Below are 15,584 nucleotides of genomic sequence, written 5' to 3'. Positions count from 1 at the left end.
ACGATTCCGGGCGCGCGGTCGCCGATGCCCGCCACCTCAACGTCCCGGTGCGGCCCCGCCCGCCGGCCATACGCGCCCAGCGCGTCGTTGGACAACTGTTCCGCAATCCGCAAGAGGGTCGGCACCCAGCCCGGCCCGGGGGAGAGACTAGCCTGATGGGCGTGACACGCCGCGCGAAGATCGTCTGTACTCTCGGTCCCGCCACCTCCTCGCCGGAACGCATCCGCGGGCTGGTCGAGGCGGGCATGAACGTGGCGAGGCTGAACTTCAGCCACGGCAGCCACGCCGACCACGAGGCCGTCTACCGGCTGGTCCGCGAGGCCGCCGAGGCGGCGGGCCGTCCGGTCGCCGTCCTGGCCGACCTCCAGGGTCCGAAGATCCGCCTCGGCCGGTTCGCCGACGGGCCGCACGAGTGGCGCACCGGCGACTCGGTGGTGATCACCGGCGACGAGGTGCTCGGCACCAAGGACCGGGTCTCCTGCACCTACCGCAAGCTGCCGCAGGAGGTGAAGCCGGGCGACCGGCTGCTGATCGACGACGGCCGGGTCGCCGTCGAGGTCACCGACGTGACCGGCAACGACATCCGGTGCCTGGTCACCGAGGGCGGCCCGGTCTCCAACAACAAGGGCGTCTCGCTGCCGAACGTGGCGGTCAGCGTGCCGGCCCTGTCGGAGAAGGACGCCGAGGACCTCCGCTTCGCCCTCGGCCTCGGGGTCGACATGATCGCGCTCTCCTTCGTCCGCTCGGCCGAGGACATCAAGCTCGTCCACACGATCATGAGCGAGGTCGGCGTGCACCGGCCGGTGCTGGCCAAGGTCGAGAAGCCCGAGGCGGTCGACCACCTCGAGGCGATCGTGCTGGCCTTCGACGGGGTCATGGTCGCCCGGGGCGACCTCGGCGTCGAGCTGCCGCTGGACCAGGTCCCGCTGGTGCAGAAGCGGGCGGTGCAGCTCTGCCGGGAGAACGCCAAGCCGGTCATCGTGGCCACCCAGATGCTCGACTCGATGATCGAGAACTCCCGGCCGACCCGGGCCGAGGCCTCCGACGTCGCCAACGCCGTGCTCGACGGCGCGGACGCGGTGATGCTCTCCGGCGAGACCAGCGTCGGCAAGTACCCGGTGCTGACCGTCAGCACCATGGCGAAGATCGTCACCACCACCGAGGCCGGCTCGTTCGCCGTGCCCCGGCTCCAGCACGACCCGCGTACCCACGGTGGCGCGCTGACCTCGGCGGCCTCGTCGATCGCCCGGGCCATCGGCGCGAAGGCGCTGGTCGCCTTCTCGCAGACCGGCGACACCGTGAAGCGGCTCTCCCGGCTGCACTGCGACCTGCCACTGCTGGCGTTCACCCCGGTCCCCGAGGTCTACCGGCAGCTCGCCCTCTCCTGGGGCGTGCAGACCTTCCTGATGCCGTTCGTGGAGCACACCGACGACATGTTCCGCCAGGTCGACCAGGCGCTGCTCGGCCTCAACCGAGCCAACCCGGGCGACTACGTGGTGATCGTCGCCGGCAGCCCGCCCGGCACCCCCGGTTCCACCAACACGCTGCGGGTGCACCAGCTCGGCTCGCTCGTGGACGCGGCCTCGGCGCGGGCGTTGCAGTGACCGACGTCCTGACCGGCCAGGCCGCCGTCGACCAGCTGCTGGAGGTCCTCGACCTCGCGCCGACCGGCGCGACGACCTTTCGGGGGATCAGCCCCCCGGTCGGTCCCCAGCGGGTGTACGGCGGCCAGGTCGCCGGTCAGGCCCTGGTGGCCGCCGGCCGTACGGTCGACCCGGAGCGGTTCGTGCACTCGCTGCACGGCTACTTCGTCCGCCCCGGCGACCCGAGCGAGCCGATCGACTACGAGGTGGAGAACGTCCGGGACGGGCGTTCCTTCTCGGTCCGCCGGTCGGTGGCCCTCCAGCACGAGAAGCCGATCTTCTTCATGTCGGCCTCGTTCCAGCGCTACGAGGAGGGGCTGGACCACCAGGCCCCCACCCCGCCGGACGTGCCCGGCCCCGAGGGCGTCCCCACCATGACCGACCGGCTCGCCCGTTACCCCGAGCGGCTCGGTATCTGGGCGATGATCCCCCGCCCGATCGACGTGCGCTACGTCGGCGAGCCCGGCTGGGTGCGCCCCGGCGACCGGCCCCCGGACCCGCACCAGCGGGTCTGGATGCGCATCGACGGCAAGCTTCCCGACGATCCACTGCTGCACGCCTGCGCCCTGACGTACGCCTCCGACCTGACCCTGCTCGACTCGGTGCTGTCGGTGCACGGCGAGGTCTGGGGGCCCGGCGGCGTGGTCGGGGCCAGCCTCGACCACGCGCTCTGGTTCCACCGCCCCTTCCGGGCCGACGAGTGGTTCCTCTACGACTGCTGGAGTCCGTCCGCCTCCGGCGGGCGGGGACTGGCCACCGGTCGGATGTTCACCACCGACGGCCGGCACATCGCCAGCTCCGTGCAGGAGGGGCTGTTGCGCCGGGTGGCGGGTTGACCGGCCGGGGCGACCGGCAGGCCGTTCCGACTGGCCGGTAACCTGTCCGACATGCGTCTCTCCGCCCGGGTCGACTACGCGTTGCGTGCGACCGCCGAACTCGCGTCGGTCGCCGGTGACGGACCCGGACGGACCCGCCCGGTCACCGCCGAGCAGATCGCCCGGGCGCAGGACATCCCGCCGAAGTTCCTGGAGAGCATCCTGCTTCAACTGCGCCGGGGCGGCGTCGTGCACGCCCAGCGTGGCCCGGAGGGCGGCTACTGGCTGGCCCGGCCGGCGGCCGAGATCTCCCTCGCCGAGGTGATCCGGGTGATCGACGGCCCGCTGGCGCACGTCCGGGGGCAGCGCCCCGAGCAGGTCGGGTACCACGGTGCGGCACGGTCGTTGCAGGAGGTGTGGATCGCCCTGCGCGCCAGCGAACGGGAGATCCTCGAACTGGTCACCATCGCCGACGTGGCCACCGGGACCCTGCCCGAGCGGGTCAACCAGCTCGCCGCCGACCCCCGAGCCTGGAGCTGACCCGCCCTCTCGCCGTCACCGCCCCCTTCGCCGTCACCGCGCCGGAGCCTCCCCGGCGAGCAGGTGCTCCGCCGTGGCCCGGAGCAGTTCCCAGGCCTCGTCGACGTGCTCCTCGCGGGTCTGCGGGGAGCCGACCGTCAGGCGCAGCGTGTACCGGCCCCCGACCCGGGTGTGCGTCAGGTACACCCGGCCGGTGGCGTTGACCCGCTCCAGCAGCGCGGCGTTCGGCTCGTCCGCGCCCCGGAGCCGGAAGCAGACCAGCGAGAACGGATGCGGCGCGGTCAGCTCGAACCGGTCGTCGGCGCGGACCCGGTCGGCGAAACGGGCGGCCAACGCCACCCCGGAGCGGACGTGCGCCCGCAGTCCCTCGACGCCGTACCAGCGGAGCACGAACCAGAGCTTCAACGCCCGGAACCGGCGGCCCAGCGGCACCTGCCAGTCCCGGTAGTCGATCACCGCTCCGGACTCGGTGGCCGCGTTGCGCAGGTACTCCGGCAGCACGGTCAGCGCCTCGACCAGTTCCGCCGTGTCGGCCACCCAGAACGCGTCACAGTCGAAGCCGGTGAGCAGCCACTTGTGCGGGTCGAAACAGTACGAGTCGGCGTACTCCAGGCCCGCGTGCGACCAGCGCAGCTCCGGGCAGACCGCCGCCGCGCCCGCGTACGCCGCGTCGACGTGCAGCCAGACGCCGTACTCGGCGCAGATCGCGCCGATCTCCGGCAGCGGGTCCACGGCGGCGGTGGAGGTGGTCCCGATCGTCGCCACCACGATCGCCGGTACCACCCCGGCGGCCAGGTCGGCCTCGATCGCCGCGCGCAACGCCGCCGGGCGCATCGCCTGCGTCTCGGGGTCCACCTCGATCGGACGCACCCCCTCGTCGCCCAGGCCGGCGATCCGGGCCGCCTTCTCGATGGAGGAGTGCCCCTGGGTGGAGGTGTACGCGCGGTAGCGGCGGTCGACGCCGACGGCCCGCCACCGGCCCCGGCCGGCCCGGTGCAGCGCCACCAGGGTGGCGACCAGGGTCGCCGACGAGGCCGAGTCCTGGATCACGCCGCCGCCCCGACCGGACGAGTGGAACCGCTCCGGCAGGCCGAGCAGCCCGGCCAGCCAGTCGAGCATCCGCGTCTCCAGCTCGGTGCAGGCCGGTCCGGTGGCCCACAGCATGCCCTGCACGCCGAGCCCCGAGCTGACCAGGTCGCCCAGGACACTCGGACCGCTGGTGTTGGCGGGGAAGTACGCGAAGAACCCGGGATGCTGCCAGTGGGTGAGCCCCGGGGCGATCACGGTGTCGAGGTCGGCGAGCACCGCCTCGATCGGCTCCCCGACGGTCGGCGGACCGGCGGGCAACGCGGCGGTGACCGTCCCCGGCGGGTCCTGCGAGGTCACCGGGCGCGCGTCGAGCGTCGACCAGTAGTCGGCGATCCAGTCCACCACCGCGTGACCGGCGCGGCGGAACTCCTCGGGGTCCATGTGAGCTGCCACCCGACGAGTCGATCAACAATCCGTACGCCAGGCAAGGGGGTGTGACCTGCCCCGACGGCAGGCACCGGGCCACAGCCGCGGAATCCGCACAGCTGCGGCCCGGTGCACCACACCGCAGCACCCCCGACCCGTCCCGACCGGGGATGCCCTACCACCACCGGAACCAACGTTAGGCGACCCCCGCCACCCGTGGGTGAAGCCGGTGTGAAGATCGTGTTTCGGGCATCTTGCCCGCCCCGGCCGGCGAGTGTTGTGCCCCACAACGAGGTCTTCTATCGTCCATCGTGCGTGGGGCCTTTCCTCCCGGCCGGTGCTGTTCCGGCCGGAGCCGCAGCGCGGCGAGCGACCGTCGACCGGGCAAGGCGACGGTGCCACCGCCGTGCGCCCGACCTCCCCGAGAGGCCCGCATGCGTACCCGAACCACCCGCACCGCCCTGCTCGCCGCCACCACCGCCGGCGCCCTCGCCGCCGGCCTCCTGACCACCGTGGTCGCCTCGGCCGCCGCCGTCGGCTGCCGGGTCGACTACCGCGTGACCAACCAGTGGGGTGGCGGCTTCGGGGCCGACGTCGCCGTCACCAACCTCGGCGACCCGGTCACCGGCTGGACCCTCACCTGGTCCTTCACCACCGGACAACAGGTCGACCAGGCGTGGAACGCCACCGTCACCCAGTCCGCCGACCGGGTCACCGCCCGCGACGTCGGCTACAACGCCGTGATCGGCAGCGGAGGCACCACCAGCTTCGGCTTCAACGCCTCGTGGAACGGCACCGCCAACCCGGCACCGGCGAGCTTCGCGCTCAACGGCACGACCTGCACCGGCGCGACCCCCACCACCCCGCCCGGGACCACGCCCCCGCCCACCACCCCGCCACCGACGACCCCGCCCCCCACCACACCGCCGCCCACGACACCACCCCCCACCACGCCGCCGGCCGGGGCCAAGCAGGTGGAGGACCTCGACCGGGGGCTGGTCAGCGTCCGCTCCGGCACCGGGAACCTCGTCTCCTGGCGGCTGCTCGGCACCGAGACCTCCGGGGTGTCGTTCAACCTCTACCGGGGCGGCACGAAGGTGAACGGCACGCCGATCACGGGCGCGACCAACCACCTCGACAGCGGGGCCGCCGCCGGGGCCACGTACACCGTGCGGGCCGTGGTGGACGGCGTCGAGCAGCCCGCCTCCGCGCCTGCGCTGTCGTTCGCGGGCGGTCACCTCGACGTGCCGATCCAGCCCCCGCCCGGTGGCACCACCCCCAGCGGTGAGGCCTACACCTACGTCGCCAACGACGCCTCCGTCGGTGACCTCGACGGCGACGGACGCTACGAGATCGTGCTCAAGTGGGACCCGACCAACGCCAAGGACAACTCGCAGAGCGGGTACACCGGCCCGGTGTTCGTCGACGCGTACACCCTCACCGGCACCCGGCTGTGGCGCATCGACCTCGGCCGCAACATCCGTGCCGGCGCGCACTACACCCAGTTCCAGGTGTACGACTACGACGGCGACGGTCGCGCCGAGGTGGCCATGAAGACCGCCGACGGCACCCGCTCCGGCACCGGCCAGACCATCGGCTCCGGCTCCGCCGACCACCGCAACTCCAGCGGCTACGTCCTCGCCGGCCCCGAGTACCTGACCATGTTCGACGGCCGTACCGGTGCGGTCCTCTCCACCGTCGCCTACGACCCGCCGCGCGGGAACGTCTCCTCCTGGGGCGACAACTACGGCAACCGGGTCGACCGGTTCCTGGCCGGCACCGCCTACCTCGACGGCCAGCGCCCGTCCCTGATCATGGCGCGCGGCTACTACACCCGGGCCGTCGTCGCCGCCTGGGACTTCCGCAACGGCACCCTCACCAAGCGGTGGACGTTCGACTCCAACGCCTCCGGCAACGGCGCCGCGTACGGGCAGGGCAACCACCAGCTCTCCGTCGCCGACGTGGACGCCGACGGCCGCCAGGAGATCGTCTACGGGGCCGCCACCCTCGACGACAACGGCCGGCTGCTGCACTCCACCGGCAACGGCCACGGCGACGCCATGCACGTCGGCGACCTCGACCCGGCGCGCGCCGGCCTGGAGGTCTTCAAGGTCGACGAGGACGCCAGCAAGCCCAGCTCGTACTTCGCCGATGCCCGTACCGGTCAGATCATCTGGTCCACCCCGGCGTCCGGCGACAACGGCCGGGGCGTCTCCGGCGACATCTGGGCCGGCAGCCCCGGCGCCGAGTCCTGGTCGTCCGTCGCCAGCGGGATCGCCAACACCCGGGGCCAGAACGTCGGCCGCAAGCCCTCCTCGACCAACTTCCTCGTCTGGTGGGACGGCGACCCGGTCCGGGAACTCCTCGACGCCACCCGGATCGACAAGTACGGCACCGGTGGCGACACCCGGCTGCTCACCGGCAGCGGCGTGGCCGCCAACAACGGCACCAAGGCCACCCCGGCGCTCTCCGCCGACATCCTCGGCGACTGGCGGGAGGAGGTGATCTGGCGTACCAGCGACAACACCGCGTTGCGCATCTACAGCACCCCGACGCCGACCGCCACCCGGATCCACACGCTGATGCACGACCCGCAGTACCGCACCGCGATCGCCTGGCAGAACACCGCCTACAACCAGCCGCCGCACCCGGGCTTCTTCATCGGTGACGGCATGCCCACCCCGCCCGCCCCGAACATCTACCCGCGCTGACCCCGCCGACCGCCCTCCCGGTGTCCGCGCGCGGAACGCCGGACACCGGGGGAGCGGTGGGGGTGGACCGCTGTCCCGCCAGGCCTGGTGCCGCCCGTCCGGTGCCGCCCGTCCAGTGCCGCCCGTTCAGTGCCGCCTGTCTGGTGCCGCCCGTTGGCCGACGACCCCGCCCCGTGCTCCCGGTGGGCCGTCGGTCAGCCCGCGCGCCGCAGTCCGCCGGCCACCTGCTCCGCGACCAGCTCGAACGACCGCACCCGGTCCGCCACGTCGTACACCAGGGTGGTCAGCATCAGCTCGTCGGCCCCGGTCCGCTCCAGCAGCTCGCCGGCCTGCCGGCGGACCGTCTCCGGCGAGCCCATGAACTGGCCCTCCCCGCGCTGCGCCACGAACACCCGCTCCGGCTCGGTGTACGGGTACTCCGCCGCCTCCTCCGGGCTGACCAGGGGCTCCGGCTTCCCGGAACGCAACTTGAGGAACGACAGCGCGGCCGGGGCGGCCAGCCACCGCGCCCGCTCGTCGGTCTCCGCGCAGACGGTGTTCACCGCCACCATCGCGTACGGCCGGTCCAGCCATTGCGACGGCCGGAAGCTGCGCCGGTACAACGCCAGGGCCGGCTCGGTGTTCGCCGCGCTGAAGTGGTGCGCGAACGAGAACGGCAACCCGAGCGCCCCGGCCAGCTGCGCGCTGAACCCGCTCGACCCGAGCAGCCAGACCGCCGGCTGCTCGCCCCGCCCCGGGGTCGCCACGATCGGCCCCGGCCGCTCCCCGCTGAAGTAGTTCATCAGGTCGGCCAGCTCCCGGGGGAACCCCTCCGCCGACAACCCCTCCATGGTCCGTCGCAACGCCAGCGCGGTCACCTGGTCGGTGCCCGGGGCCCGGCCGATGCCCAGGTCGATGCGGCCCGGATGCAGCGCCTCCAGGGTGCCGAACTGCTCGGCCACCACCAGCGGCGCGTGGTTGGGCAGCATCACCCCGCCCGAGCCCAGCCGGATCGTCGAGGTGTGCGCCGCCAGGTGCGCGATCAGCACCGCCGGCGCCGAACTGGCGATCGCCGGCATGTTGTGGTGCTCAGCCACCCAGAACCGGCGGTAACCCAGTTCCTCGGTGCGCCGGGCCAACTCGGTGGTGTGTCGCAGCGCCGCCCCCGAGGAGGTCCCCGCCGCGACCGGAGCAAGATCAAGAACAGACAACGGTACGTCGATCACACGCCTGACCAACCCGGTTCGCTCCCGCCTTGTTCCTGCAAGGGCACCCTGTTACCGCATTTTGATGAGCAGGGGTCCCCTGCTACCACCCCTCAGCCCAGCCCGCGCACCTGTTCGAAGATCAGGCTCGTGTGGGCGTGCTGCACCGCCGGGTCCACCGCCAGGTGGTCCAGCACGAAGTCCCGCAACGCGTCCCCCGACGCCGCCCGCACGTGCAGCACGTAGTCGTCCACCCCCGCCACGTGGAACACCGACACCACCCCCGGCAGCCGCACCGACCGGGCCCGGAACGCGTCCACCGCCGCCCGCTCGTGTGCGGTCAACCGCACCGACACCAGGGCCTGCAACGGCAGCCCCACCGCCGCCGGATCCACGTCCGCGTGGAACCCCCGGATCGCCCCGCACTCCCGCAACGCCCGGACCCGGCTCAGGCATGTCGACGGCGCCACCCCCACCCGTTCGGCGAGCGCGTTGTTCGGAATCCGGCCGTCCCCGGCCAGGACGGCGAGGATCGCCCGGTCGGTGTCGTCGAGGGCGGCGAAGCGCCGTACATCATTCGGTGCGACTGGCATCCATCCATGATCTATCGAACATCCGTCGACAGGCGCGCAGCGACACAGAATCTTGTACGGAAACCTTGCCCAACATCCTCGGGATGTTCGAGGCTTCCGCCATGACCGCGCTGGACACCCGGGCCGTGCACGCCGGCCGCGACGACCTCACCGGCCTCGGCGTCCACGTCCCGCCCATCGACCTCTCCACCACCAACCCGCTGCCCTCGGTCGACAGCGGCGGCGACGCCTACCAGACCCTCGCCACCGGCGAACCCCTCCCCGCCGGCGGCAACGCCGTCTACCAGCGCCTCTGGAACCCCACCGTCGCCCGCTTCGAGACCGCCCTCGCCGAACTCGAAGCCACCACCGACGCCGTCGCCTTCGCCAGCGGCATGGCCGCCCTCACCGCCACCCTGCTCGCCGCCACCCGGGACGGGAAACGTCACCTCGTCGCCGTCCGGCCCCTCTACGGCGGAACCGACCACGTGCTCGCCAGCGGCCTGCTCGGCACCGAGGTCACCTGGGCCCGCCCCGACCAGGTGGCCGCCGCCGTCCGACCCGACACCGCCCTGGTCGTCGTCGAGACCCCCGCCAACCCCACCCTCGACCTCGTCGACATCGCCGCCCTCGCCACCGCCGCCGGCGGTGTCCCGCTGCTGGTCGACAACACCGTCGCCACCCCCGTGCTCCAGCAGCCCGTCCGGCACGGGGCGGCCCTCGTCCTGCACAGCGCCACCAAGAGCATCGGCGGACACGGCGACGTCCTCGCCGGCGTCGTCGCCTGTGACAGCGGCTGGGCGGCACGACTGCGCCAGGTCCGTGCGCTCACCGGCGCCGTCCTGCACCCGCTCGGCGCGTACCTGCTGCACCGGGGACTCCAGACCCTCCCACTGCGGGTCCGCGCCCAGCAGGCCGGCGCGGAGAAACTCGCGGCCTGGCTCGCCACCCACCCCCACGTCGCCCGCGTCCACCACCCCAGCCTCGCCGACCCCACCGGGCTCGTCGGCCGGCAACTGCGCGGCACCGGAAGCCTGCTCTCCTTCGAGGTACGCGGCGGCGCGCCCGCCGCCTCCGCCGTCGCCGCGGCCTGCCGGCTGATCACCCACGCCGTCTCCCTCGGCGGCGTCGACACCCTCATCCAGCACCCGGCGTCGCTGACCCACCGCCCGGTCGACGGCCCGGCCAAGCCGCCCGCCGGGCTGCTCCGCCTCTCCGTCGGTCTCGAGGACCCGGAGGACCTGCACGCCGACCTCGCCCGCGCGCTCGCCTCGGTGGACGGCCGAGAATTCTGAAGCGGCGGTGGTAGTGGAACGCCCCTCCCGTTCGTCACCCACCTGACGAAGCCCTCGTTGTCCCGGACCGGCGAACCCCGTTCGCCACCCGTGCCGACGAAGACCGAGAGGAGCACGACCATGGACCCGGTCGCCACGAGCGCCACCGACACCGCGAGGAGAACCGCCCGATGAGGTACCTGATGCTGGTCTGCACCGACCCGGACCACCAGCCCGGCCCGGACGACGCGGTCCCGGACGTCGAGGACTGGGTCACCGAGATGGACGGCAGGGGCGTCCGGCTGATGGGTAGCCCTACCCGGCCGGCCAGCGACGCCACCACCGTGCGGGTCCGCGACCGCCAGGTGCTGCTGACCGACGGTCCGTACGCCGAGACCAAGGACCAGATCGCCGGCTTCGACATCATCGAGTGCGCCGACCTCGACGAGGCCGTCGAGGTGGCGTCCCGGCACCCGATGGCGTGGCGAGGGAAGATCGAACTCCGCCCGTTCTGGCTCGACGACGAGGACTGACCACGGAAACGGAAGACGCCGGTGCCGGCTGAGTTGACCGAACGCATCGCCGGGATCTACGCCGACGCGTGGAGCCGGATCGTGGCCACCATGATCCGGCTCACCGGCGGCGACTGGCACCTGGCCGAGGAGTGCGCCCAGGACGCGTTCACCCAGGCCCTGCGGAAATGGCCGGAATCCGGCGTACCCGACCAGCCGCTGGCCTGGCTCACCACCGCCGCCCGGAACCGCGCGATCGACCGGATCCGCCGCGCGTCGACCGAGGCCGCGAAGCTACGGGAGCTGACCGCGGCGGGCCCGGAGCCCGAGCCCTACCGCAGCGACAGCGACATCCCGGACGAACGTCTGGAACTGATCTTCACCTGCTGCCACCCGGCGCTGAACCTCGACGCCCAGGTGGCCCTGACCCTGCGCAGCCTGACCGGCATGAGCACCGCCGAGACAGCCCGGGCGTTCCTGGTGCCGGAACGCACCATGGGCCAGCGCATCTTCCGCGCCAAACAGAAGATCGTCCATGCCCGCGTCCCGTTCCGGGTGCCGCCGGCGCACCTGCTCCCGGAACGGCTGCCTGCCGTCCTGCACGTGCTCTACCTGCTGTTCAACGCCGGCTACGGCGACCGGGAGAAGGCCCGGCTCAGTCGGGAGGCCATCCGGCTCGCCCGGGTGCTGACCGCCGCGCTGCCCGACGAACCCGAAGCGCTCGGCGTGCTCGCCCTGATGCTGCTGCACGACGCCCGGCGGGACTCCCGGACCGACGCCGCCGGTGACCTGGTGACCCTGGCCGACCAGGACCGCTCGCGCTGGGACCGGGAACGGATCGCCGAGGGCGTCGCCCTCTGCGAACGCGCCCTGCGTCACCGGCGCGCCGGACCGTTCCAGCTCCAGGCGGCCATCGCGGCGTGCCACGCCACCGCGCCGGTCGCGGCCGACACCGACTGGCCGCAGATCGTCGGGCTGTACGACCATCTCGCCCGCGTCGCCCCGAGCGCGATCGTGGACCTGAACCGGGCTGTCGCGGTCGGCATGGCCGACGGCCCGGAGGCGGCGCTGCCCCTGGTCGACGCGATCGCCGCCACCGGGCAGCTCGACGGCTACCACCTGCTGCACGCCACCCGCGCCGACCTGCTGCGCCGCGCCGGCCGGACGGTGGAGGCGGTGGACAGTTACCGGCTGGCCCTCGACCTGGCCCCCACCGACGCCGAGCGCCGGTTCCTGCGCGGTCGGCTGGGCCGCTGCTGACAGTTGTGGCTCGCCTGAAGGGCCCGGCCCGTTCGGCGTGCCGGGCACGGTCGCGATCTCGGGCGCATGCATGGCGACATCATCGAACGTGTGTATGACAGAAGTGCCGGGAGCGGGATTCGAACCCGCAAGCCCTTTCGGGCAGAAGTGTTTGAGACTTCCGTGTATGCCGTTCCACCATCCCGGCGGGTGGGCCCAACTGTACCGGACTAGGCTTCTGCGAGAACATGGGTGGTAGCGGTTTGATGATCGACGGTGGGAGTTGGGCTGGTGGCCGAGACGCAGACGGATGCCGAGCGCAGGCGCGTGCTGATCGCCGAGGATGAGGCGCTCATCCGGCTCGACCTGGCCGAGATGCTCGTCGAGGAGGGCTACGAGGTGGTCGGGGAGGCCGGCGACGGCGAGACCGCCGTCCGGCTCGCCGAGGAACTCAAGCCCGACCTTGTCATCCTCGACATCAAGATGCCGATCATGGACGGCCTGGCGGCGGCCGAGCGGATCGCCGGGGCGCGGATCGCGCCGGTGATCATTCTGACCGCGTTCAGCCAGCGGGACCTGGTCGAGCGGGCCCGGGCGGCCGGCGCGATGGCGTACCTGGTGAAGCCCTTCCAGAAGAGCGACCTGGTGCCGGCGGTGGAGATCGCCCTCTCCCGCTACTCGGAGATCGCCGCGCTGGAGGCCGAGGTCGCCGGGCTGACCGACCGCCTGGAGATCCGCAAGACGGTGGAGCGCGCCAAGGGCGCGCTGATGAGCACGTACAACATGAGCGAGCCGCAGGCCTTCAAGTGGATCCAGCGGACGGCGATGGACCACCGGATGACCATGAAGGAGGTCGCCGAGCGGATCCTGACGGAGACCTCGGGCGGTGAGGTGGCGCCGTCCGGCTCCTGAGCCCGGCGGTGTCGGGGCCGCCCCGGCGGGGTCCGGACCGATAGCATCTCGTCCATGTCTCGCCGGCGCGCGGTGGCGCTGCTCGCTCTGGTCGCCGTGCTGCTGTCCGGCTGCGTGCGGTCGCCGGACACCGATGCCGACACCGACGTCCGGCCGCTGACGCTGGCCTGGCAGCCGCTGACCCTACCGGCGCCGCCGGGGCCGCCCGGTCGTCTGCTGGTACGTGACGTGGTGGCCTGCGCCGACCGGTGGTACGTGGTGGGTGCGGTCGCCGACGCGGTCGGCGACACCCGGCCGGCGGCCTGGTCCAGTCCGGACGGTGTGACCTGGGCGGCGCTGCGGATGCTGCCGATCTCGCACTACGGCCGGCAGCACGTGCTGTACTCGGTCGCCTGCCGGGACGGCCGGATCGCGCTGCTGGGGGCGAAGAGCGGCGGCGCGCACGGCAATCCGCGTACGGCCACCTGGCGGCAGTCGCCGGACGGGGCACTGACCGAGGTGGCCGCCCCGTTCGAGTTGTTCGGTGGTCCCCGGGCGGTGAACGTGGCCCGGATCGCGGCCGGCCCGTCGGGTTGGTTGATCGCGGGCAGCCGTCGGGACGGCGCGGCGGTCTGGTCGTCGGCCGACGCCGACCGGTTCGCGCTGCGGGAGGGGGCGGCCGAGCTGGCCGGCGACGGTCGTGGTCGTACCTCCGCCCACGACGCGGCGGCCGGACCCGCCGGTTGGTTCCTCGCCGGTTCCCTCCTTCCCACCGGTGGGACTTCCCTTCTGCCGGTCGCCTGGACCTCCTCCGACGGTGTGGCGTGGCGGCGGTGGATGCTGCCCGCCGTGGCCGGCGACGGCCAGGCGCACCGGGTGGCCCGGGTGGGGTCGGCCGTGGTGGTGGTCGGTTCCCGGGGCGACGGATTCGGCGCGTGGCGGTGGGACGGGGCGGGCTGGCGTGAGGCCGGCGCGTTCGGCGCGGCGGCCGGGCCCGGGGTTGCCTGGGTGGACGGGCTGGCCGTGGCCGGGGAGCAGGTGGTCGCGGTGACCGGGGACGGCGGCGGGTACGGGATGTGGATCTCGCCGGACGCGGGCGGCTCCTGGCGGCCGGTGGGGCTGCCTGCGGCGGTGCCCGACGGCGGTGACTCGGCGGTGGCCGTGGCGGGTGCCGGCGACCGGGTCGTCGTGGTGGCCGACGACGGGAAGTCGTCCCGGGTCTGGTCCACGTCGGTTCGTGACGTCGGTCGATAGCCGCGCAGGTCGGCGGCCTGCCCCGGTGCCCGGGTCGGGAGGGGTACGTGGTAGGTGAAACGGCCACTCTTACAGTTATCGTCCTTGATTTACCACGGTCTGTAACGGTTCGGTCAACGACAACTTCCGGGTCTTACGCCACAGCTCAGCGTGGGATAACGTCCCGCCCCAGACCGGCGACGACGGTCTGGTTCGTCCGTCCCCGCAAGAGCCAGTTCGAAGCGGGTGGTTCGAGCCATGGGACTGAGGAGGGTTCGAGCCTTGAGGCAGAAGCTCGCACGCGTGATCGGCGGCGTGGCCATGATGGCGCTCGTCGCGGGTGGTGCCGCGTGCTCCAGCGGTAGCGACGACGCCGCGTCCGGTGGGGACGCGTGCGGCAACAAGATCGCGTTCTTCGGCGCGTTGACCGGTAGCTCCGCCGCGCTCGGCATCAACGAGAACAACGGCGTGAAGCTCGCGGTCGACCAGTACAACAAGGCGAACCCCGACTGCAAGGTCGAGCTGGTTCCGCTGGACTCGCAGGGCAGCCCGGACCAGGCGCCCGGTCTGGCGCAGAAGGCCATCGACGACGAGAAGCTCCTCGGCATCGTCGGCCCCGCCTACTCGGGTGAGTCCGAGGCCGCCGGCCCGCTGTTCAACGAGGCCGGTCTGGTGACGATCACCCCGTCGGCCACCAACCCGACGCTGGCGAAGCAGAACTGGAAGACCTTCTTCCGCGCGGTCGGCAACGACCTGAGCCAGGGCCCGGCGGCCGGCAACTACATCAAGAACGTCATCAAGGCCGAGAAGGTCTACGTCATCGACGACCAGTCGGCGTACGGCGCGGGCCTGGCCGACGAGGTCAAGAAGGTCCTCGGCCCGGCGGTCGTCGGCTCGGACAAGGTCCAGGGCGAGGGCAAGCAGGTCGACTTCTCGGCCGTGGTCACCAAGGTCAAGGCCGCCGGTGTGCAGGCGGTCTTCTACGGTGGCTACTACCAGGAGGCCGGCCTGATCCGTAAGCAGCTCACTGGCGCCGGCGTCACCGCGCCGCTGGTGGCCGGGGACGGCGTGAACGACGCCGCCTACATCACCTCGGCCGGTCAGGCCGCTGCCGAGGGCACCATCCTCACCTGCCCGTGCCAGCCGGCCACCGAGGCGCGGGGCAACTTCATCGCGGACTACAAGGCGCTCAACGGCACCGACCCGGGCACCTACAGCGACACCGCCTACGACGCGGCGAACATCCTGCTCGCCGGCATCAAGGACGGCAAGACCACCCGTCCGGCGCTGCTGGAGTTCGTGAAGGGCTACAGCGGCGAGGGCGTCGCGGCCAGCTACAAGTTCGTCGAGGGCGGCGAGCTGGACCCGGCGCAGGTCAAGGTCTGGGCGTTCAAGGTCACGGGCGGCAAGGTCGTCCCGGACCAGGAGGTCCCGAAGTCCTGACGGCCGGTCGCTGCTACAGCGGTTGATTCGTGATCGCGGGTGCGGCCGGGAGCTCGCTCCCGGCCGCACCCG

13 protein-coding genes and 1 tRNA gene are annotated in these 15,584 nt (G+C 72.6%); 10 read left to right on the top strand and 4 right to left on the bottom strand.

Annotation, left to right across the window (positions count from 1 at the left end; all coding sequences use genetic code 11):
- The first annotated feature begins 155 nt into the window (after positions 1 to 155).
- From pyk to QSK20_RS01295, 3 genes are read left to right on the top strand one after another with little or no spacing between them, the layout of a single operon-like run.
- Positions 156 to 1,604, top strand: a complete 1,449-nt coding sequence (gene pyk, locus QSK20_RS01305; protein ID WP_285786699.1) for a pyruvate kinase — start codon at positions 156 to 158, stop codon at positions 1,602 to 1,604.
- The gene (locus QSK20_RS01300; protein ID WP_285786698.1) at positions 1,601 to 2,479 is read left to right on the top strand and encodes an acyl-CoA thioesterase; all 879 of its coding nucleotides are present in this window, start codon (positions 1,601 to 1,603) and stop codon (positions 2,477 to 2,479) included. Before pyk ends, QSK20_RS01300 begins: the two co-directional genes overlap by 4 nt.
- A gap of 51 nt (positions 2,480 to 2,530) precedes the next feature.
- On the top strand, positions 2,531 to 2,998 hold the full coding sequence (locus QSK20_RS01295) for an RrF2 family transcriptional regulator (protein WP_285786697.1): 468 nt from the start codon (positions 2,531 to 2,533) through the stop codon (positions 2,996 to 2,998).
- 33 nt (positions 2,999 to 3,031) lie between these two features.
- Here QSK20_RS01295 and QSK20_RS01290 read toward each other — a convergent pair whose 3' ends face one another.
- Complete coding sequence (locus QSK20_RS01290; RefSeq protein ID WP_285786696.1) at positions 3,032 to 4,480, bottom strand: pyridoxal-dependent decarboxylase; 1,449 nt, start codon at positions 4,478 to 4,480, stop codon at positions 3,032 to 3,034.
- Between the two features lie 407 nt (positions 4,481 to 4,887).
- Between QSK20_RS01290 and QSK20_RS01285 the strand changes: the two genes are divergently transcribed.
- Positions 4,888 to 7,164, top strand: coding sequence for a rhamnogalacturonan lyase family protein (locus tag QSK20_RS01285; protein WP_285786695.1), 2,277 nt, complete (start codon positions 4,888 to 4,890; stop codon positions 7,162 to 7,164).
- A gap of 194 nt (positions 7,165 to 7,358) precedes the next feature.
- On the opposite strand, the gene QSK20_RS01280 is transcribed toward QSK20_RS01285, so the two are convergent.
- Together QSK20_RS01280 and QSK20_RS01275 are read right to left on the bottom strand one after the other, a co-directional pair.
- Positions 7,359 to 8,369 (bottom strand): LLM class flavin-dependent oxidoreductase, encoded by a 1,011-nt coding sequence (locus tag QSK20_RS01280; RefSeq protein ID WP_285786694.1) that lies wholly within the window; start codon positions 8,367 to 8,369, stop codon positions 7,359 to 7,361.
- A 92-nt stretch (positions 8,370 to 8,461) separates the two neighbouring features.
- Entirely contained in the window at positions 8,462 to 8,941 is a 480-nt protein-coding gene (locus QSK20_RS01275) for an Lrp/AsnC family transcriptional regulator (RefSeq protein WP_088982979.1), read from the bottom strand.
- Between the two features lie 83 nt (positions 8,942 to 9,024).
- On the opposite strand from QSK20_RS01275, the gene QSK20_RS01270 reads away from it, so the two are divergent.
- The 3 genes from QSK20_RS01270 to QSK20_RS01260 all read left to right on the top strand — a co-directional run bounded on the left by QSK20_RS01270 (position 9,025) and on the right by QSK20_RS01260 (position 11,966).
- Positions 9,025 to 10,215, top strand: coding sequence for a trans-sulfuration enzyme family protein (locus tag QSK20_RS01270; RefSeq protein WP_285786693.1), 1,191 nt, complete (start codon positions 9,025 to 9,027; stop codon positions 10,213 to 10,215).
- 170 nt (positions 10,216 to 10,385) lie between these two features.
- Entirely contained in the window at positions 10,386 to 10,727 is a 342-nt protein-coding gene (locus tag QSK20_RS01265; RefSeq protein WP_285786692.1) for a YciI family protein, read from the top strand.
- A gap of 21 nt (positions 10,728 to 10,748) precedes the next feature.
- A complete protein-coding gene (locus QSK20_RS01260; RefSeq protein WP_352232267.1) occupies positions 10,749 to 11,966 on the top strand; it encodes an RNA polymerase sigma factor in 1,218 nt (405 codons plus the stop codon).
- A gap of 104 nt (positions 11,967 to 12,070) precedes the next feature.
- Here the strand turns inward: QSK20_RS01260 and QSK20_RS01255 are convergent.
- A tRNA-Leu gene (locus tag QSK20_RS01255) sits at positions 12,071 to 12,153 on the bottom strand.
- A gap of 83 nt (positions 12,154 to 12,236) precedes the next feature.
- Here QSK20_RS01255 and QSK20_RS01250 point away from each other — a divergent pair.
- The 3 genes from QSK20_RS01250 to QSK20_RS01240 all read left to right on the top strand — a co-directional run bounded on the left by QSK20_RS01250 (position 12,237) and on the right by QSK20_RS01240 (position 15,512).
- Positions 12,237 to 12,857, top strand: coding sequence for an ANTAR domain-containing response regulator (locus tag QSK20_RS01250; RefSeq protein ID WP_285786691.1), 621 nt, complete (start codon positions 12,237 to 12,239; stop codon positions 12,855 to 12,857).
- Between the two features lie 54 nt (positions 12,858 to 12,911).
- Positions 12,912 to 14,090, top strand: coding sequence for a hypothetical protein (locus tag QSK20_RS01245; RefSeq protein ID WP_285786690.1), 1,179 nt, complete (start codon positions 12,912 to 12,914; stop codon positions 14,088 to 14,090).
- A gap of 261 nt (positions 14,091 to 14,351) precedes the next feature.
- A complete protein-coding gene (locus QSK20_RS01240) occupies positions 14,352 to 15,512 on the top strand; it encodes a branched-chain amino acid ABC transporter substrate-binding protein (RefSeq protein WP_285786689.1) in 1,161 nt (386 codons plus the stop codon).
- Positions 15,513 to 15,584 lie beyond the last annotated feature (72 nt).

The sequence above is a fragment of the Micromonospora sp. NBRC 101691 genome (genome assembly GCF_030269285.1).
GTDB classification, from domain to species: domain Bacteria; phylum Actinomycetota; class Actinomycetes; order Mycobacteriales; family Micromonosporaceae; genus Micromonospora; species Micromonospora echinospora.
This window is presented reverse-complemented; position numbering and strand designations above follow the sequence as displayed.